General features: G+C 68.8%; 17 protein-coding genes. 10 read left to right on the top strand and 7 right to left on the bottom strand.

The features are described 5' to 3' along the window. Positions 1 to 59 precede the first annotated feature (59 nt). Complete coding sequence (locus LA521A_RS12725) at positions 60 to 1,637, top strand: phospholipase D family protein (RefSeq protein WP_281779250.1); 1,578 nt, start codon at positions 60 to 62, stop codon at positions 1,635 to 1,637. A gap of 242 nt (positions 1,638 to 1,879) precedes the next feature. Here LA521A_RS12725 and LA521A_RS12720 read toward each other — a convergent pair whose 3' ends face one another. Continuing rightward, positions 1,880 to 2,419 carry a SixA phosphatase family protein gene (locus LA521A_RS12720; protein WP_281779249.1) on the bottom strand — a complete coding sequence of 180 codons (540 nt, stop codon included), beginning with the start codon at positions 2,417 to 2,419 and terminating at the stop codon, positions 1,880 to 1,882. A 20-nt stretch (positions 2,420 to 2,439) separates the two neighbouring features. Beyond that, positions 2,440 to 5,913 (bottom strand): transcription-repair coupling factor, encoded by a 3,474-nt coding sequence (gene mfd / locus LA521A_RS12715; protein WP_281779248.1) that lies wholly within the window; start codon positions 5,911 to 5,913, stop codon positions 2,440 to 2,442. 179 nt (positions 5,914 to 6,092) lie between these two features. Between mfd and LA521A_RS12710 the strand changes: the two genes are divergently transcribed. Together LA521A_RS12710 and LA521A_RS12705 are read left to right on the top strand one after the other, a co-directional pair. Next, on the top strand, positions 6,093 to 6,617 hold the full coding sequence (locus LA521A_RS12710; RefSeq protein WP_281779247.1) for a MarR family winged helix-turn-helix transcriptional regulator: 525 nt from the start codon (positions 6,093 to 6,095) through the stop codon (positions 6,615 to 6,617). Positions 6,618 to 6,730: 113 nt separating this feature from the next. Further along, positions 6,731 to 7,156: an organic hydroperoxide resistance protein gene (locus LA521A_RS12705; RefSeq protein WP_281779246.1), complete on the top strand. Its 426-nt coding sequence runs from the start codon at positions 6,731 to 6,733 to the stop codon at positions 7,154 to 7,156. A gap of 120 nt (positions 7,157 to 7,276) precedes the next feature. Here LA521A_RS12705 and LA521A_RS12700 read toward each other — a convergent pair whose 3' ends face one another. Together LA521A_RS12700 and LA521A_RS12695 are read right to left on the bottom strand one after the other, a co-directional pair. After that, entirely contained in the window at positions 7,277 to 8,329 is a 1,053-nt protein-coding gene (locus LA521A_RS12700) for a class I SAM-dependent methyltransferase (protein WP_281779245.1), read from the bottom strand. Between the two features lie 168 nt (positions 8,330 to 8,497). Next, positions 8,498 to 9,064, bottom strand: coding sequence for a GNAT family N-acetyltransferase (locus LA521A_RS12695; RefSeq protein WP_281779244.1), 567 nt, complete (start codon positions 9,062 to 9,064; stop codon positions 8,498 to 8,500). Positions 9,065 to 9,132: 68 nt separating this feature from the next. Between LA521A_RS12695 and LA521A_RS12690 the strand changes: the two genes are divergently transcribed. Both LA521A_RS12690 and LA521A_RS12685 read left to right on the top strand, forming a co-directional pair. Further along, a complete protein-coding gene (locus LA521A_RS12690) occupies positions 9,133 to 9,462 on the top strand; it encodes an MmcQ/YjbR family DNA-binding protein (RefSeq protein WP_281779243.1) in 330 nt (109 codons plus the stop codon). A gap of 135 nt (positions 9,463 to 9,597) precedes the next feature. Further along, complete coding sequence (locus LA521A_RS12685) at positions 9,598 to 10,512, top strand: cation diffusion facilitator family transporter (protein ID WP_281779242.1); 915 nt, start codon at positions 9,598 to 9,600, stop codon at positions 10,510 to 10,512. A gap of 265 nt (positions 10,513 to 10,777) precedes the next feature. On the opposite strand, the gene LA521A_RS12680 is transcribed toward LA521A_RS12685, so the two are convergent. Continuing rightward, positions 10,778 to 11,638 (bottom strand): 23S rRNA (adenine(2030)-N(6))-methyltransferase RlmJ, encoded by an 861-nt coding sequence (locus LA521A_RS12680; protein ID WP_281779241.1) that lies wholly within the window; start codon positions 11,636 to 11,638, stop codon positions 10,778 to 10,780. Positions 11,639 to 11,787: 149 nt separating this feature from the next. Between LA521A_RS12680 and creB the strand changes: the two genes are divergently transcribed. From creB to LA521A_RS12655, 5 genes are all read left to right on the top strand, one after another. After that, positions 11,788 to 12,483: a two-component system response regulator CreB gene (creB, locus tag LA521A_RS12675; protein WP_281779240.1), complete on the top strand. Its 696-nt coding sequence runs from the start codon at positions 11,788 to 11,790 to the stop codon at positions 12,481 to 12,483. Next, positions 12,480 to 13,913, top strand: coding sequence for a two-component system sensor histidine kinase CreC (gene creC / locus LA521A_RS12670; RefSeq protein ID WP_281779239.1), 1,434 nt, complete (start codon positions 12,480 to 12,482; stop codon positions 13,911 to 13,913). The genes creB and creC overlap by 4 nt, the downstream gene beginning before the upstream one ends. Positions 13,914 to 14,123: 210 nt before the next feature. Further along, complete coding sequence (gene creD, locus LA521A_RS12665; RefSeq protein WP_281779238.1) at positions 14,124 to 15,446, top strand: cell envelope integrity protein CreD; 1,323 nt, start codon at positions 14,124 to 14,126, stop codon at positions 15,444 to 15,446. A gap of 110 nt (positions 15,447 to 15,556) precedes the next feature. Further along, positions 15,557 to 16,186: a GNAT family N-acetyltransferase gene (locus tag LA521A_RS12660; protein WP_425494515.1), complete on the top strand. Its 630-nt coding sequence runs from the start codon at positions 15,557 to 15,559 to the stop codon at positions 16,184 to 16,186. A gap of 26 nt (positions 16,187 to 16,212) precedes the next feature. Then, complete coding sequence (locus LA521A_RS12655) at positions 16,213 to 17,100, top strand: carbon-nitrogen hydrolase family protein (protein ID WP_281782091.1); 888 nt, start codon at positions 16,213 to 16,215, stop codon at positions 17,098 to 17,100. Between the two features lie 269 nt (positions 17,101 to 17,369). Here LA521A_RS12655 and LA521A_RS12650 read toward each other — a convergent pair whose 3' ends face one another. Both LA521A_RS12650 and LA521A_RS12645 read right to left on the bottom strand, forming a co-directional pair. After that, positions 17,370 to 17,918, bottom strand: coding sequence for a phosphatase PAP2 family protein (locus LA521A_RS12650; protein ID WP_281779237.1), 549 nt, complete (start codon positions 17,916 to 17,918; stop codon positions 17,370 to 17,372). Continuing rightward, a complete protein-coding gene (locus tag LA521A_RS12645) occupies positions 17,915 to 19,087 on the bottom strand; it encodes a glycosyltransferase family 4 protein (protein ID WP_281779236.1) in 1,173 nt (390 codons plus the stop codon). The genes LA521A_RS12650 and LA521A_RS12645 overlap by 4 nt, the downstream gene beginning before the upstream one ends. Positions 19,088 to 19,118 lie beyond the last annotated feature (31 nt).

Genomic DNA, 19,118 nt, shown 5'->3' with positions numbered 1-19,118 from the left:
GAATGAGTCGTTGCCGGGCCCGTCGCTAGAATCGGTGCAATGCACAACGCGGGATCCTCATGACCCGGAAACTGCGGTGGATCGGCCTGGCCATCTTCCTGCTGGTGGCGGCCTCGCTGCTGTCGCTCTACAGCTACGGCCGCTTCGCCCAGCGGGCGCGCGGCGCGCCGTCGCAGGCGATTCCGGCTGCGGTGGTCGAAACGCCGCTGGATCGCGCCATCGCACCGATGGAGCAGGCCCACCCGGGGCAGGCGGGGCTGTCGCTCATCGCCGACAACCTCGATGCGTTCACCGTGCGCGTGCTCACCGCGCGCGAAGCCGGTCGCAGCCTGGACCTGCAGTACTACATCTGGAAGCCGGACCTCACCGGCAACCTCGTCGTCCACGAAGTGCTGCGCGCGGCCGATCGCGGCGTGCGCGTGCGCCTGCTGCTGGACGATCTGAACTCGCACAAGAAGGATTCCGTGCTGGCGGCGCTGGACCGCCACCCGAACATCGAAGTGCGCATGTTCAATCCCTCGCGCGCGCGGCAGTCGTATTTCCTGCGCGGCGTGGAAATGGTGCTGCGCATCTTCAGCCTCAATCGCCGCATGCACAACAAGGCGTGGATCGCCGACGGCCGCGTGGCCGTGGTCGGCGGCCGCAACATCGGCGACGAGTATTTCGGCGCGGCGTCGGAGTCGAACTTCCTCGATGCCGACCTCGCGGTGATCGGCGAGCCGGTCAAGGAAACCTCGCGCATCTTCGACGCGTACTGGAACAGCTCCACGGCGATTCCGCTGTCGGAGCTGGTCGATGCGGACGAGCTCTCGCTGCAGCGCCTGCGTCGCGTCGGCGCGCTGGAATACCGTTCGAAGGACGCGAAGCCCTACATCGAACAGCTGCGCCGTTCGCCCAGCGTGCGGGCGTTGCTGGACGGCAGTCGCGAGCCGCACTGGACGCCCAATGCGCACGTGTACTCCGACCCGCCGCAGAAGGCCGAAGGCGCGCCGCGTCGTGGCGACTGGCTCATCGACGACATCGCGCCGGCGTTCGCCAGCACCGAGCGCGAGATCTTCATCAGCTCCCCGTACTTCGTGCCCGGCGACGAGGGCGTGACCTCGCTGCTGCGCATGCGCGATCGCGGCGTGCGCGTCGGCATCCTGACCAATTCACTCGCGGCGACGGACGTCGCGGCAGTGCATGGCGGTTACGCGCCATACCGCGCGCCCCTGCTGCGCGGCGGCGTCGAACTGTACGAGCTGAAGGCGCGCGGTCCGGGCGGCGGCGCGCGCGGCGGAAGCGGCCTGCTGGGTTCGAAGTCGGGCGAGGCGAGCCTGCACACGAAGGCGTTCATGTCCGACGGCGATGTCGGCTTCGTCGGTTCGATCAACTTCGACCCGCGCTCGATCAACCTCAACACCGAGATGGGCATCCTGTTCACCGATCGCGAACTCACGCGCGACCTGCTGCGCCTGTACGCGTGGAAGATCGGTCGCGAGAACAGCTACCGCCTGTGGCTGGAGAACGGCCAGCTGCGCTGGGAGGATTCCGCGTCCGATCCGCCGCGCACCTGGGCGGAGGAACCGGAAGCGGACTGGAAGCGACGCACGATGGCGACGATGGCGCGCTGGCTGCCGGTGGAGTCGCAGTTGTGAGTTTGATCGTGCAAAGGTCGCACTGAGCCCCTCTCCCCACGGGAGAGGGGTTGGGGTGAGGGGTAACGGAGCATTACCCTCGAAGCATCGGCTGCATTGCCGCGCTGGCGATCCTGCGCGGCCTCTTCGTCGCCCCTCATCCGCCCTGCGGGCACCTTCTCCCGCATGCGGGAGAAGGGCAAAACCCATCGTGGGGAGAACGTGGAAGCCCCGTCCTCCCGCTCGCGGGAGAAGGGACTTCCTCAGCGCTGCCGATCCACCTGCAACGTCGCCTTTCCATCGCCTGCGACGCGAACCGTCATCAGCCGGTCGTACTCCGCCTCGCTCATCGGCGTGACCTCGCACGAACACAGCGCCGCCGCGATGTCCGGCACCGTGTTGCTGTGGCCGACGACGAGCACCGTCTGGCCCGCGTGCCGCTGCTTCAGTTGCGTGGCGAATTCGGGTGCCGGCAGCTTCGCGTCGTATTCGATCAGCGGCAGTCCGTGCTCCTGCGCGGTCGGCGTCGCGGTCTGGCGCGTGCGCTGGAACGGCGTGGTGTAGACCGCGATCACCGGCAGCGACGATAGCCGCTGCGCCAACGCCTGCGCGCGGGCGAGGCCGGCTTCCGTCAGCGGCGGATCCTTCGAACCGTCCGGCACTTTCTCCGCATGACGCACGATCACGAAGGTCATGGACGTCGCGGTAGCCGCACTCGTATCCGAAACATCCGGACGCGGCGCCGAAGCGCAGCTGGAAACCAGCAGGGACAACAGCAGGGCGGTGAGCGGCATCGTCTTCATGCCGCCCACCTTAGCCGACCTCACGCGGCCGGCTGAAGTGCCGTGAGGATGCCCTTGGCGGCAAGCACGCGCGATGCCGCATCCGGCAGATCGAGCACCATGCGCAGCTTGTCCGGCCCTTCCATCTTGTAGAGCTTCGGCTGGCCCTGGATGAGGCGGATGATCGCCATCGGATCGACGTTGGGCTTCTCGACGAAATGCACGCGACCGCCGGTTTCGCCGAGGTCGAGCTTGCGGATGCCCAGTTCCGTCGCGCGCAGCTTGAGTTCGGCCACGGCGAACATGTACTTGGCCGGATCCGGCAGCAGGCCGAAGCGGTCGATCATTTCCACCTGCAGCTCGCGCAGCTCGTCCGTGTCGCGCGCGCCGCTGATGCGCTTGTACAGCGTCAGGCGCGTGTGCACGTCGGGCAGGTAGTCGTCGGGAATCAGCGCCGGGATGCGCAGTTCCACTTCCGCGCCGCGCGCTTCGACCATGTCCACGTCCGGCAGCTTGCCCTGGCGGATCGAGCGCACCGCGCGTTCGAGCAGTTCGGTGTACAGGCTGAAACCGACCTCCGCCATCTGGCCGCTCTGTTCCTCGCCGAGCAGTTCGCCGGCGCCGCGGATTTCCAGATCGTGCGTGGCCAGCGTGAAACCCGCGCCGAGTTCGTCCATCGCCGCGATCGCGTCCAGGCGCTTGCGCGCATCGTCGGTCATCGCCTTGCGATCGGGCACCACGAGGTACGCGTACGCGCGATGGTGCGAGCGGCCCACGCGGCCGCGCAGCTGGTGCAGCTGCGCCAGGCCGAAGCGGTCGGCGCGGTTGATGATGATGGTGTTGGCGTTGGGGATGTCGATGCCCGATTCGATGATCGTCGTCGACAGCAGCACGTTGTAGCGCTGCTTGTGGAAGTCGAGCATCACGCGCTCCAGCTCGCGCTCGGGCATCTGACCGTGCGCCACGCCGATGCGCGCTTCGGGCACCAGTTCCTGCAGCTCGCGCTGCATGCGACCGATGCTTTCCACGTCGTTGTGCAGGAAATACACCTGGCCGCCGCGCGAGAGCTCGCGCTGGAACGCCTCGCGCAGCTGCATGTCGTCCCACGGCACGACGAAGGTCTGCACGGCGAGGCGATGCGCCGGGGGCGTGGCGATGATCGACAGGTCGCGCAGCCCGGCCATCGCCATGTTGAGCGTGCGCGGGATCGGCGTCGCGGTGAGCGTGAGCAGGTGCACGTTCGCGCGCAGCGCCTTCAGCGCTTCCTTCTGGCGCACGCCGAAACGCTGCTCCTCGTCGACGATGACCGCGCCCAGGTCCTTGAAGCGCACATCCTTCTGCAACAGGCGATGCGTGCCGACGATCACGTCGATGGTGCCTTCGGCGACCTTGGCCAGTTCGGCCTCGATTTCCTTCTTGGTCTTGAAACGCGACAGCACCTCGACCTTGATCGGCCAGTCGGCGAAACGGTCGCGGAAATTGCGGTAATGCTGCTCGGCCAGCAACGTCGTCGGCACCAGCACCGCGACCTGCTTGCCGCCCATCGCGGTGGTGAACGCCGCGCGCACCGCGACTTCGGTCTTGCCGAAGCCGACGTCGCCGCAGACGACGCGGTCCATCGGCTGGCTCGATGCCAGGTCGCGGATCACCGCTTCGATCGCCGCGTGCTGGTCCGGGGTTTCCTCGAACGGGAACGCCGCCGCGAAGGGCTCGTACACCGAACGGTCCACATCGATCGCCAATCCCGCGCGGGCCTGCCGCTTGGCCTGGATTTCCAGCAGTTCGGCCGCGACGTCGCGCACTTTTTCCGCGGCCTTGCGCTTGGCCTTCGTCCACTGCTCGCCGCCGAGGGAATGCAGCGGCGCGGTTTCTTCCGACGCGCCGGAATAGCGGTTGATCAGGTGCAGCTGCGCGACCGGCACGTACAGCCGGTCGCCCTTGGCGTATTCGATCTCGAGGTATTCGGCCGGCATGCCCCCGGCTTCCAGCGTCACCAGGCCGCGATAGCGGCCGACGCCGTGGTCCTCGTGGACGATCGGCGCGCCCTCGGTGAGTTCGCCCAGGTCCTTGATGATCGCCTCGGGCTCGCGGCCGACGCGACGGCGACGTCGCGGCTGGCTCGCGCGCTCGGGGAAGAGCTGCCGCTCGGTGAGGACGACGAACGCCGGGTCCGTGATCGCGAAGCCGTCCTCCAGCGGCGCCACCGCGATGGCGAAACGCGAGGCGTCGTTCGCGGCGAGGAACGTCGGGAAATCGGTGACGACGTCGGGCTTCAGCGCGCCCGACTGCAGGATTTCGAGCAGCGCTTCGCGCCGGCCCGCCGAATCCGCCGCCATCAGCACGCGGCCGGGATAGCTCGACAGGAACGACTTCAGCGAATCGGCGGTCGCATGATCGCGCGCGGCGAGCGGCAGCGCGGGTGCGGGCTGGTCGCCCAGCGCGCTGGCGCGTTCGCGCTGCGCATGGCCTTCGCCGCAGACTTCCACGCGTGCGCCGGCGTTGAGCCGTTCGCGCAATGCGTCCGGCGGAAGGTACAGCGCGTCGGGCGGAAGCAGCGGACGTTCCAGGTCGTGGCGACGCTGCTCGTAGCGCTCGCCGGTGTGCGTCCAGAACTGGTCGGCCGCTTCCATCGCGCCGTCGGCGATCACCGGCAGCGTGTCGGCGTCGAGGTAGTCGAACAGCGTGGAGGTCGTGTCGAAGAACAGCGGCAGGTAGTACTCGATGCCCGGAGGCGCGAGGCCGGCCTTGAGATCCTGGTACAGCGCGCTTCGACGAGTGTCCAGGTCGAAGCGGTCGCGCAGCGCATCGAGTGCACGCTTGAGCGCCGCATCGCTCAGCGGCACTTCGCGGCCGGGCAGCAGGTGCACGGCGTCGATCTTCTCCAGCGAGCGCTGCGATTCGGGATCGAACGCGCGGATCGTCTCGATCTCGTCGTCCAGCAGTTCGACGCGGAAGGGCTGGTCGGCGCCCATCGGGTACACATCGAGCAGGCCGCCGCGCACGGCGAAATCGCCCGGATCGAGCACCTGCGGCACGTGGCGGTAGCCGGCGGATTCGAGCCGGCGCTTTTCGGCGTCGAGGTCCAGGCGCTGGCCGGTCTTCACGTCGAAGCTGCCGCCGACCACGTGCTTGAGCGGCGCCAGACGCTGCAGCAGCGTCTGCACCGGCACGATGACGATGCCGCGCTTGAGCGTTGGCAGGCGGTGCAGGGCGGCCAGGCGCTGGCTGACGATGTCCGGATGCGGGCTGAAGACGTCGTAGGGCAGGGTTTCCCAGTCCGGGAAGCCGATCACCGGCAGGTCCGTCTGCCGCGCGCCCAGTAGCGTGTGCAGGTCGGATTCGAGCTGGTGCGCCCCGTGGTTGTCGCGCGCGACCACCAGCAGCGGCGCGGCATGCGCCGCCGCCGCGGTGGCGATGTGGAAGGCCAGCGCGGAGGGCGATGCGGGCGCACGCCACCAGGCGCGCTGCTGGCCGGTCTTGGGCAGGGGAGGCGTCGGAATAGCGGACTTCGGCATCGGAAGGAAGTGGGGCGCAGGGGGCAGTGAAAACAAGGCCAGCGCCGGAAGTCATCGCTCCAGCGCACGGGCCACGCATCTTGTGGCGCGCATTCTACGGAAAGGGCGGATGAAGGCCCGGTGCCCGATCGGCAGATATCGCTTGCAATTGAATCGCGCGCTATGTAAATTACGCACCCATGAAGGCCACCCCGCCCAAGTCCGCACCCCAGAAGCCGGCTCACCAGAAGCCGGCCGCGCCGAAGCAGGCCGCGCCCAGGCAGCCCAGGGGCCGCAACCTGCTGCAGCTCGACGAGCAGCTGTGCTTCGCGCTGTATTCGACGGGACTGGCGCTCAACAAGGTGTACCGGCGCCTGCTTGCCCCGCTGGGCCTGACCTATCCGCAGTACCTGGTGATGCTGGTGCTGTGGGAGCGCGACGGGCTGACCGTGTCGGAGATCGGCGAGAAGCTGTTCCTCGATTCGGCGACGCTGACGCCGCTGCTCAAGCGCTTGGAGGCCTCGGGCCTGCTGACGCGCACGCGCGCCAGCCACGACGAGCGGCAGGTGATCGTCGAACTCACCCCGGACGGCCGTGCGTTGAAGTCGCAGGCGAAGGCCGTGCCGTCGGACCTGATGTGTGCGTCGGAATGCTCGCCGGACGAACTCGTCGCCATGAAGCAGCAACTGGAATCCCTGCGCGAGGCGCTCGCCCGGAACGGCTGAGTTCGTCGCGCTCCCCCGCAACGTCTGCGCAATAAGTAGCGCCCTATTTAATAGTGTGTATGTAATGGCCATCCGGCCGATCCCCCTGTCGTACCCAACCCAGGAGTCTTGCCATGTCCCTCGAACAGGTCCTCTACACCGCCCACGCCACGTCCACCGGTGGCCGCGACGGCCGCTCGGTTTCCTCCGACAAGGTGCTCGACGTCAAGCTCGCCACGCCGCGCGAACTCGGCGGCGCCGGTGGCGAAGGCACCAATCCCGAACAGCTGTTCGCCGCGGGCTATTCGGCCTGCTTCCTCGGCGCGCTGAAGTTCGTCGCGGCGAAGGAAAAGGTCGCCTTCCCCGCCGATGCGAGCATCGACGCCAGCGTCGGCATCGGCCCGCTGCCGACCGGTTTCGGCATCCAGGCCGAGCTGAAGGTCTCGCTGCCGGGGCTGCCGCGCGAACAGGCCGAAGCGCTGGTGCAGAAGGCGCACCAGGTCTGCCCGTATTCGAACGCGACGCGCGGCAACATCGACGTGGCGCTCACCGTCGTCTGACGAAGCGCGGCAAAGAAGCGTGGCGCGGGCGTCATGCCCGCGCCACGCGTGCCCCCTTGCTACTGGAGAAACGTGGGAATAGGCGGGTCGTATCTCGCGCCTTTTCGCTCGTTCCTGGCGTCAGGGCCTGGCTTCGAACACCAGGTTGAACGGCGTCTGCGTCGCGCGGCGGAACCGGGTGAATCCCGCATCGGTCATCACCTTGCGCAGTCGCGCCTCGCCGGCCTGCGCGCCCAGCGCCGGGCCGTTGCGCGCGAGCGACACCGGCACGCAGATCTGCGACGACGCGCCGTAATACACGCGCCCGACCGGGTTGAGGTTCTCCGCCACGCTGTCGCCGGCGAAGGGCTCGACCAGCATGCACGTGCCATCGGGCTTGAGCGCCTGCAGCGCGTGGCGGGCGGCGCCGACCGGGTCGGCCATGTCGTGCAGGCAGTCGAAGAAGCAGATCAGGTCGAAGTCCTTCTCGCCGTAGCCCGTGGCGTCCGCCGCCTCGAACCGAGCGTTCTCCACGCCGGCCTGTTTCGCGCGTTCGCGTGCGACCTCGATCGACGGCGCGTGGTAATCGAAGCCGTAGAACGTCGAGTTCGGGAACGCGCGCGCCATCAGCGACGTGCTCGCGCCGTGGCCGCAGCCGACGTCGGCGGCCTTCGCGCCATCGCGCAGTTTGTCGACGACGCCTTCCAGCGCGGGCAGCCACTGCGTCACCAAATGCGCGTTGTAACCGGCGCGGAAGAAGCGTTCGGTGCCGTGGAACAGGCACGGGTGATGGTCGCCCCATTCCATGCCCTGGCCGGTGCGGAAGTTGGCCTTGGTTTTTTCGAGCGCGTGGAAGGTCGCTTCCACGATCGAATACGCGCCCGGCAGGTCCACCGGCCCGCCGGGATCGGCTAGGCACAACGCCTGTTCGGCGCTGAGCGAATAGGTATCGCTGGCGCGGTCGTACTCGACGTAGCCGCCGGCGGCCTGGTTGCCGAGCCATTCGCGGATGTAGCGCTCGTGGGTGCCGGTGCGGCGGGCGAGGTCGGCTGCGCCCATCGGTTCCTCGGCGAGCGCGCGGTACAGGCCGAGCTGGTCGCCCACGAGCATGAGGGTGGCGCTGATCGCGGCCCCGAGGTCCCCGACGGCGTGGCCGAGGAACTGGTTGAGGCGCTCTTCGTTGATGCTGTTCATCGCTGCGGTCCGGAAGCGGCCCTTCCGTGGACGGACGCGGTTGTGCCTGCCGCAAGGCCCCCCGGTCGTTGTTTTACAACGGGCGGGCGCGACCGGAGCGGCCAGTGCAGGCCGCTCGTCAGTCGGTCACGGATTCAGGGTCGATCGGGCGTCGCAGCGGCGGCCCGATCAGGCCGCCTTGGGCTTGAGGTCCAACCGCATGCGGATCAGGCCGGCCGCGTCTTCCCCGCCGCTGCGCTCGAACCCCAGCGATTCGGCGAGCGAGAGCATCGCCTCGTTGTGCTCGAACACGTCGCCGTAGACGCAGTCGAGCTTCTTGCCGCGCGCCCACTTCACCAGCCGGGTCATGAGGTAGCGGCCCAAGCCCATGTTCGCGACGTAGTGGCTGACCAGGATCGCGAAGCCCGCATCACGGCCGTTGTCGTCCACCGAAATGCGTGCGACCGCGCCAATCAGCGCTTCGCCGGGCGGCAGCGGTTCGGCCGCGACCAGCGCGAATTCGTTCTTGGGGTTGATGCGGGTCATCCGCTCGGCCGCCTCGGGCGTCATCTCCGACAGCGCGTCGCGCTGGATCCCGGAAGAGAAACGCTGGCGCACCTCCTCCGGCTGGAGCAGGGAGAAGCTGGCGCGAATGGGTTCTGCGTCTTCCGGACGGATCGGACGAATCAATACTTCGCGTCCGTTGGGAAGACGCATCCTTTCGTGCCAGGGCGGGAGTCGTTCGCGCGCGGCCATGGACGGATATTGGCACACTGCCCGTATTCACATTCTTCACGGGGGCGGCGGGGATGGATCAGGCGGCATTGCGGGCGTTCTTGGGGGGCTGGCCGGGGGTCGAGGCCTCGATCAAATGGGGCGAGGACCTGGTGTTCTGCGTGGCCGGCAAGATGTTCTGCGTGACCCGCGACCACGGCACCGGGCCGATCAGCTTCAAGGTCGAGGACGACCGGTTCCTGGAACTGACCGAGCGCCCCGGGTTCGAGCCGGCGCCGTACCTGGCGCGTTCGCACTGGGTGATGGTCGCCGAGCCCGGTCGCGTTCCCGCCGACGAATTGCGCGCCTTCCTTCGCCGCAGCTACGAGCTGGCCCGCGCGAAGCTGCCGAAGAAGACGCAACGCGAACTCGCCGACTGAGCGTCCCGGCGCTGCGTCGCCGCGAAGGCGTTGACGCAACGCACACCCGGCCGCTGCATCGGCCGCACAGGGCCCGGTGCTAGACTCGCGCCGCTTTCGACGCACACATCCGAAACTCTTTAGGGACGACGACGCATGGCTGGTGGTGGTGATTCGACCCGCGCGATCTTCTTCGCGCTCGGTGCCAACTTCGCGATCGCGGTGGCCAAGGGCCTGGCCGCGTTCTTCACCGGCTCCAGCGCGATGCTGGCCGAAACCGTGCACTCGCTCGCCGACTGCGGTAACCAGCTGCTGTTGCTGCTGGGCATGCGCCAGGCCAAGGCGCCGCCGTCGCCGGATTACCCGCTGGGCTACGGCAAGGCGATCTACTTCTGGTCGTTCCTGGTGGCGGTGATGCTCTTCACCGTCGGCGGCATGTTCTCGCTGTACGAGGGCATCCACAAACTCCAGCACCCCGAGCAACTGAAGGACTGGTGGTGGGCCGTGGGCGTGTTGATCTTCGCGATCATCGCCGAGGGCATCTCGATGCGCGCCTGCCTGCAGGAAGTGAACAAGGCGCGCGGCGACCGCAGCCTGTGGCAGTGGTTCCGCCAGAGCCGCCAGGCCGAACTGGTGGTGATCTTCGGCGAAGACCTCGCCGCGCTGCTGGGCCTGGTGTTCGCGCTGATCGCGGTGTGCCTGGCGGTCTACACCGGCAATCCGCTGTGGGATGCCATCGGCACCATCGCCATCGGCGCGCTGCTGATCGTGGTGGCGGTGTTCGTCGCCATCGAAGTGAAGGCGATGCTGATCGGCCAGAGCGTGGACCCGGCGCGCCAGAAGCAGATGCGCGAATTCCTCGAATCGCGCCCCGAAGTGCAGCGCGTGATCAGCCTGATCACGCTGCAGCTGGGCAACGAGGTGATGGTCTCGGTGCACGCGCAGATGCGCGAACTGCGCGATGTCGAATCGCTGGTGGACCAGATCAACGTCGTCGAGCGCGCGATGAAGCAGAGCTTCCCGGAAGTGCGCTGGAGCTTCTTCGAGCCGGACTGCAAGGCGCCGGCGTAAGGCACTCGACGCGCGTCGCCATCCGGCCGCGATTGCGGCCGGAAGTCCGTCATCCCGGCGAACGCCGAGATCCCGGCCCGCAGCGCCTGGGCGCCCAGCGGCGCGGAACCGTGTCGCCGTCATTTCCGCGAAGGCGGGACTCCATGCGTACGCGCATCGCACCTTCCGGCGAGCGAGAGCCGTCGGAGGCTTGGATCCGCGCCTTCGCGCGGATGACGTCGAGGACGCATGTGCCGGCCCGCTTCCAGGGCGGCAAGCGCCGCGCTCACTCTCCGCGTTTCAACCACTCCACGCGCCCGCCTGCCGCCGCATCCTCGCCCAGCACCTTCGCCAGTAGCGGCAGCACGCCGGCCAGGGTCTGGTCGAACTGCCACGGCGGGTTGAGGATCAGCAGGCCGCTGCCGTTCATGCGCAGCGGCGAATCGTCCGCGCGCACCAGCAGTTCGGCCACGAACGACGACTTGGCCGGCAGCGTCGCCGCACGACGGTAGAACGGCTGCAGCGAGCGGCGCAGCTTGATCGGGTACCAGAACGCGTACATGCCCTGCGGCCAGCGCGTGAGCGCGTCGCGCAGCGCGCCCAGCGCCGCGTCGAATTCCTCCAGCTGCGCCTCGAACGGCGGGTCGATCAGCACCAGCCCGCGATTGAGGCGCGTGGTGCCGGTGCGCGGCGGGAGCAGGGCCTTCATCGCCGCGTAGCCGTCGCGCTCGTGCACGGCTATGCGGCTGTCGCGGGCGAACGTGGACTCGAGCAGCCCGGCTTCCTCCGGGTGCAGCTCGCACGCGGCGATGCGGTCCTGCTCGCGCAACGCATGCGCGAGCAGCCAGGGCGAGCCGGGGTAGGCGGTCGGCCCGTGGTCGTGCCGGCAGGCGCGGATCGCCGTGAGGTAGCGCGCGATGGCCGGGTGCTTCGGCGCCTCGGCCATCAACCGGCCGATGCCCCCTTCCGCCTCGCCCGTGCGCTGCGCGGAATTGCTGTCCAGCGCGTACAGGCCGCGCCCGGCGTGCGTGTCGAGCGCGAACGCCGCCGCCGGCTTGGCGGTCAGGGCGTCGCACAGGGCGAGCACGGCGATGTGCTTGAGCACGTCGGCATGGTTGCCGGCGTGGAAGGCGTGGCGGTAATTCATGTGTGGGGCCGGCAATCGGGAATCGGGAATGGGGAATCGTAAGGCCGGGCGCGTGTTGGTGCTCGCTTGCCATCGCAAGCCGGTGCCTCGAAGCGCCAAGGCCGTATGCTCTTTCCATTCCCGATGTCCCATTCCCGATTCCCGGCCGCATGCGCATCCTCCTGGTAGAAGACGAACCCGCCATCGCCGAGGTCGTGGCGCACGCGCTGCGCGCGGAGGGCTTCGAGGCGGTGCACTGCCTCACCGGGGGCGAGGCGCTCGCCGCCGCGCGCGGGCAGGCGTTCGATCTGGCGGTGCTCGACGTCGGGCTGCCGGACATCGGCGGGTTCGCGCTGTGCCGTGAACTGCGCCGCGAGCGCGACCTGCCGGTGATCTTCCTCACCGCGCAGAACGCCGAGGCCGACCGCATCCTCGGGCTGGAAATCGGCGCCGACGACTACGTCACCAAACCCTTCTCGCCGCGCGAACTGGTCGCGCGCGTGCGCGTGGTGCTGCGCCGTTTGAAGTCGTCGCAGCCGGCGGTCGCGCGCGCCAACGACGGCCCGTTCGTGCACGACGCCGAAGGCCATCGCATCCGCTACCGCGGCCGCCTGCTCGACCTCACGCGTTACGAGTACGGCCTGCTCGCCGCGCTGCTGCAGCGCCCGGGCGCGGTGCTGTCGCGCGCGCAGCTGATGGACCGCGTCTGGGGCGACGCGCTGGAAAGCGGCGATCGCACGGTCGATACGCACATCAAGACGCTGCGCGCGAAACTGCGCGACGTCGCGCCGGACGACGATCCGATCCGCACGCATCGCGGCCTGGGCTATTCGCTCGAAACCGCGCCAGCGGGCACCGGTCGATGAAGATCGGCCTGCGGATTTTCCTCGGCTATTTCCTGATCGTCGCGATCACCGGCCTCCTGCTCGCGCAGGTGTTCGTCGCGCAGGTGAAGCCGGGCGTGCGCCAGGCGATGGAGGACACGCTGGTCGACACCGCCAACGTGCTGGCCGAACTGGCCACCGACGACCTCATCGAAGGCCGCATCGACAGCGGCGACTTCGCGCGCCGCGTGCGCGCGATGGCCGGGCGCGATTACGGCGCGCAGATCTGGGGCTTTGGCAAACGCACCTCGCAGTACCGCATCTACGTGACCGACGCGCGCGGCATCGTCGTGTTCGACAGCAGCGGGCGCGACGTGGGCCGCGATTACTCGCGATGGAACGACGTCTACCTGACCCTGCGTGGCCGCTACGGCGCGCGCTCCACGCGCAGCGAATACGCGGACCCAAATTCGACCGTCATGCACGTCGCCGCGCCGATCCGCGACGCGGGCGGGCGCATCATCGGCGTGCTCACCGTCGCCAAACCCAACAGCGCCATCGCACCGTTCATCGAGCGCAGCCAGCGTTCCGTGTGGCGATGGGGTGCGGTGCTGCTGGGCGCGTCGCTGCTGATCGGCCTGATGGCGGCGTGGTGGCTTTCGCGGCAGCTCGGCGCGCTGCGTCGATACGCGAATGCCGTCACCGCCGGCGAACGCGCGACGCTGCCGCGCACGGCGGGCGAGTTCGGCGAGCTCGGCCTCGCGCTGGAAACGATGCGCACGCGGCTGGAAGGCAAGCAGTACGTCGAGCAATACGTGCACACGCTCACGCACGAAATGAAGAGCCCGCTGGCGGCGATCCGTGGCAGCGCGGAGCTGCTGGAGGGGCCGCTCGACGACGCCGACCGCGTGCGCTTCGCCGCGACGATCCGCGCGCAGAGCGAGCGGTTGTCGCAGATGATCGACAAGATGCTGGCGCTGGCGGCGGTCGAGCATCGCCAGCGGCTGGAACATCCGGAAGCGCTGTCGCTCGCGGAAGTCGTCGCCGATGCGGCGGCGCAATGCGAGCCGCGGCTTTCGCAGGCGGGGTTGCGGTTGCAGGTGGACGTCGCGTCCGGGCTGCCGGACGTCCGCGGTGACGGGTTCCTGCTGCGGCAGGCGGTGGTGAATCTCATCGAGAACGCGGTGGACTTCTCGCCGGCGGGTGAGGTCGTCGAGGTTCGCCTGCACGGCGATGGCGACCGGCAGCGCGTGGACGTGCGCGATCGCGGGCCGGGCATTCCCGATTACGCGATGGCGCGGGTGTTCGAACGGTTCTATTCTCTGCCGCGGCCGGGCAACGGGAGCCGCAGCAGCGGGCTCGGGCTGCCCTTCGTGGCGGAAGTGGCGGCGTTGCATGGCGGCGAAGCATCGCTGGGCAATCGGGATGGCGGCGGGGCGATTGCGACGCTGGCGCTGCCGCGGCCTTTGTAGCCTTTGTAGCCCGGGTAAGCGAAGCGCACCCGGGAAGGCGTGCCCGGGCGTCAACTCCGAGACCTCATCCCCCGGGTGCGCTGCGCTTACCCGGGCTACAAGAGCGAACGCATCGCTCCAAGCCACTTCACCCTCGCTTCACCGATCCGCCATCGTCCCCCCACGCACCGCGCCGAAGCTTTGCTCCGTCTCAATCCACGGAGCTGGACCATGCGGTTGTTCCTGAAAATCGGATTCGTGCTGGCGATGACCATTGCCATCCTCATCGCGCTCGCGATGATCCGCGGCGTCATCAACGATCGGCAGATGTACCGGCAGCAGGCGGTCAACGACATCGCGCGCAGTTACGCCGGCGCGCAGTCGTTCGCCGGGCCGGTGCTGGTGGTGCCGTACACCGAGGAAGTCGAGGTCGAGGAGGCGGACCAGTTCAACGTGGTTCGCAAGGTGCGCCGCGCGAAGACCTCGCAGTGGGTGTTCTTCCCGACGACGCTGGACGTGCGCGGCACGCTCGCGCCCGACACGCGCAAGCGCGGCCTGCACGAGGTGCGCGTGTATGAGTGGAAGGGCAAGGCGACCGCGCGCTTCAACGCGGTGATCCCCAACGAAGGCGACCCCGCCGCGCGGCAGATCGGCCAGCCCTGGCTGAGCTATGGCATCGCCGACGTACGCGGTTTGCGCTCCACGCCCGTGCTGCGCGTCAACGGACGCGACGTTGCGCTGCTGGAAGGGCAGGGCGCGCGCGAAGGTTCCGGCCTGCACGTGCGCCTGGATGCGCCGCAGCCGGGGCAGACGCTGGAGCTGTCCACCGAACTGGACGTCGTGCTCGGCGGCACCGAAACGCTCTCGCTCGTGCCGCTGGGCCGCAAGAACCGCTTTGCGCTGGATTCGAGCTGGCCGCACCCGAGCTTCTCCGGTACCTCGCCGCGACAGGACGCCGACGCGCGCGGTTTCCGTGCCGACTGGGACATCGCCTCCGTCGCGAGCAACGCGCAGGGCAAGTTCCTCGCCGGTACCGGCCTTGCGGAACTTGCGCGCGAGGAAGGCGTCAGCGTGTCGCTCATCGATCCGGTCGACATCTACACCCAGGCCGATCGCGCCACCAAATACGGCCTGCTGTTCGTCGTGCTGACCTTCGTCGGCTTCTTCCTGTTCGAATTGATCAAGCAGCTGCCGATCCACCCGATCCAGTACGGCCTGGTGGGCCTGGCGCTGGCGATCTTCTTCCTGCTGCTGGTGAGCCTGAGCGAGCACATCCGCTTCCTGTACGCGTACCTCGCCGCGAGCCTGGCGTGCATCGGGCTGCTGGGCTTCTACCTGACGGCGGTCCTGCGCAGCACCGCGCGCGGCCTGGGCTTCGCCGCGATGCTCGCGACGCTGTACGCCGCGCTGTACGGCCTGCTCGTGTCGGAAGACAACGCGCTCGTGCTCGGCGCCGGCCTTCTGTTCCTCGTGCTGGCCACGGTGATGGTGGTGACCCGCAAGGTCGACTGGTACCAGGTGGCCGGTGCGCGCCCGGCGATGCGTCAGGCCTGAATGGACGCGGCCGCGAAGTAAGGAGCTTCGCGGCCGCCTTCGTCATGCCCGATTCGACATTCTCGTCACCGCGAGTCCGCGCCGCAGCCAGGGGCCCTAACATGTATGTCATGGACGTCAAACCCGCCGTTACCGAACGCCCGATCCAGATCCGCTGCTTCAACGGAATGGCGATCGAACCCTGGCTCGGGCACCTGGCTGCGCTGCGCATCGCGGTGTTCCGCGACTGGCCGTACCTGTACGACGGCGACGAGGACTACGAAGCGCAGTACCTCACCACGTACCTGCGCTCGCCGCGCAGCGTGGCGGTGCTCGCCTTCGACGGCGATCTCGTCGTCGGCGCGTCCACCGGCCTGCCGCTGGCGGACGAATCGGAGGAATTCACCGAGCCGTTCACGCATACCTCGATCCCGGTGACCGACGTGTTCTATTGCGGCGAATCGGTGCTGCTGCCGGCGTATCGCGGCAAGGGCATCGGGCACCGGTTCTTCGACGAACGCGAGGCGCACGCGCGCCACTACGGCGACTACGGCTGGACCGCGTTCTGCGCGGTGGATCGCGAGCCGACCCATCCGCGCCGGCCGGCGTTCCATCGCGGCAACGACGCCTTCTGGAACAAGCGCGGTTACCGTCCGCGCCCGGACCTTCGCGCACGCCTGCCGTGGCGCGAGATCGGACAGGACGGCGAAACCGACCACACCCTCACGTTCTGGCTTCGACCCCTGGAGCGAACCCGATGAGCATCACGAACGAACGCGCGGCCGCGCTGAAGGTGGCCGTCGCCAAGTACACGATCGACGCGCCGGCGGATTTCGACGCCTTCGCGCGCAAGCAGGCACAGTGGCTGGACGAGGCGAAGGCGCTGGGCGCACAGGTCGCGGTACTGCCGGAGTACCTGTCGCTGGAGCTGTCGGCGACGTTCGACCGCTCCGTCAGCGCCGACCTGCATGCCTCGCTTGCGGCGACGCAGGCGCATCACGGCGCGTTCGTCGAGCTGTTCTCGCAGCTCGCGCGCGAACGCGCGATGCACGTGGTCGCCGGCACCTTCCTGCTCGACACCGGACGAGGGCGGTATCGCAACCGCAGTTACGCGTTCGGCCCCGACGGCGCGCACGTGTGGCAGGACAAGCTGCGGCTGACGGGTTTCGAGAAGAACACCGGCGTGATCGAATCGGGCGATGAACTGAAGGTCTTCGAGACGCAGGGCGTGCGCAGCGCGATCGCGGTCTGCTACGACAGCGAATTCCCGCTGCCGGTGCGCGCGCAGTGCGAAGCCGGCGCGCGCTTGCTGATCGTCCCGAGTTGCACCGACACCGAGGCCGGCGCGACGCGCGTGCGCGTCGGTTGCCTGGCGCGCGCGCTGGAGAACCGGTGTTTCGTCGCGCAGTCGGTCACGGCCGGCGAAGCGCCGTGGAGCCCGGCGCTGGACGTCAACACCGGCGAGGCGGCGTTGATCGCGCCGATGGACGTCGGCCTGCCGCACGACGGCATGGTCGTGCAGACCCGCGGCGACCAGCACTGGGCAGTGGCGACGCTGGATTTCGGCGCGCTGGAGGCGAGTCGCGCGCATGCGCAGGTGTCGAACGATCGCGACTGGGCAGCGCAGTATTTCCCGAGCGTGGCGAGGGCCAAGGTGGTACGGGCGGCGGCGTAGGGGTGCTTTATTCCTTGTGCGCGTGATGTCTACTTGTGCGCGTGTCACGGTCATCCCGGCAAAAGCCGGGACCCAGGCGGGTAACGCATGGCACTCCCGCATCGGCAAACAACAGCAAGCGCGGGCTTTTGTAGCCCGGGTAAGCGAAGCGCACCCGGGGACGCGACCACCTTTCCAACCCGGGTGCGCTGCGCTTACCCGGGCTACAACAGCAGGTGGTTGTGGCTGCTGTTGTTGCTGTTGCTCTTGTTCGGCCTTTCACGTTCCCATCAGAACAACGAAACCCCCGGCACCAGCCACAACGAAACGCCCGCCAACCCCGTCCCGATCACCGTCGCCGCCAACACGTCGCTCGGGTAATGCAGGCCGAGCACCACGCGCGACGCCGCCACGCTCGCGGTGAACGGCACCAGCACCCACGCCAATACCGGGTAGTGCGCGATCCCGACGAGGCTGAAGGCCACCGCGTGCAGCGTGTGGCCCGACGGGAACGAGAACTCGTCCAGCGGCGCGACCCACGCGTGGATGCGGCGGTCCGAGGCGAACGGGCGCGGGCGGCGTGTCCAGCGCTTGAGAAGTTTGTAGAGGGTCAGCGCGATCGCGCCCGTCGCCGCCAGGTGCGCCGAGGCCGCGAGGCCGTCGAGGCCGTCCGCGACGACCAGCACGCCCATCAGCACGTACCAGAACACGCCGTCGCCCAGCCGGCTCACCGCCGCGAAGTACGACCGCGAGCCGCCGCGCTCGCACACGCGGTTCGCGCGCAGGCACCAGCCGGAGTCCCCGGCGATCAAACGCTTCTGCAACGAAGGACGGTTCATGACGCCTCCCGTTCGGCCGTGGTCGCGAGGGTGCCGGCCGCGCCATCACGGCGCGCCTCGATCAGTTGCTGGAGCAGCCCGTCGAAATCGCTGCTCACCTGGTCCGGACGCAACGCCGCGACGGCCTGCCGCGCCGCGCCGCGCATCGATTCGCGCAGGTCGTCGTCGGCCGCGATGCGCACGCATTGCGCGATGAAGCCGGCTTCGTCGTTCGGGGCGATCGCCGCACCGTGCACACCGTCGCGCAGGAACTCGCGCGCGGCGCCGTAATCGAACGCGACCGTCGGCACGCCGCTGGCGAGCGCTTCCAGCGTCACGTTGCCGAAGGTCTCGCTCAGGCTCGGGAAGACGAACAGGTCGCCGCATGCGAAATGCCGCGCGAGGGCTTCGCCACGCTGCACGCCGCAGAAGAGGAAGTCGGGGTTGTCGTGTTCGAGCTTCGCGCGCGCCGGGCCGTCGCCGACCCACACGAAGCGCGCGTCCGTGCGCACGTCCTGGATCCGCCGGAACGCGCGCACCGCAAGGTCGAGGTTCTTCTCGGCGGCGATGCGGCCCACGTAGATCGCCAGCAGCGTGCGTTCACCCACGCCCCACTGCGCACGCAGCGCCTCGTCGCGACGGCGCGGGTCGAACAGCGTCGTGTCGACCGCGCGCGGAAGGCGCACGACATTCTGGAAACGCTGCGCCTGCAGGAAGTCCATCAGTTCGCGGGTCGGCACCAGCGTGGCATCGGCCCGGTTGTGGAAGCGGCGCATCCAGCCCAGCGCCGCGCCGGTGAGGAAGGGCAGCCCGTAGTCGCGCATGTACTCGTCGAAGCGCGTGTGGAAACCGCTCGCCGCCGGAATGCCCAGCCGCCGCGCCGCACGCAGCGCCGACCAGCCGAGCGGGCCTTCGGTCGCCACGTAGACCGCATCGGGTCGCGCTAGGCGCCATTGGCCGATCAATCGCGAGGTCGCCGGCAGGCCCAGCCGCAGGCCGGGGTAGCGCGGCAGCGGTGCGCCGCGCACCAGCACTTCGTGCGCCTGCGCCGTGTCGTGGGCCGACTGCCGCGGCCGCACGAGCTGGACGTCGTGCCCCCGCGAGCGCAGGCCCTGTTCCAGTCCCTGCACGGTGAGGGCGACGCCGTTGATCTCCGGCGGGTAGGTTTCGCTGACGATCGCGTAGCGCATGCGCCGGTCCCCGGCCTGAGCAAGCCCGTTG

Source organism: Lysobacter auxotrophicus (assembly GCF_027924565.1).
GTDB classification, from domain to species: Bacteria; Pseudomonadota; Gammaproteobacteria; order Xanthomonadales; family Xanthomonadaceae; genus Lysobacter_J; species Lysobacter_J auxotrophicus.
Note: the sequence above shows the minus strand (reverse complement) of the source record. Positions and strands in the feature narration are given on the sequence as shown.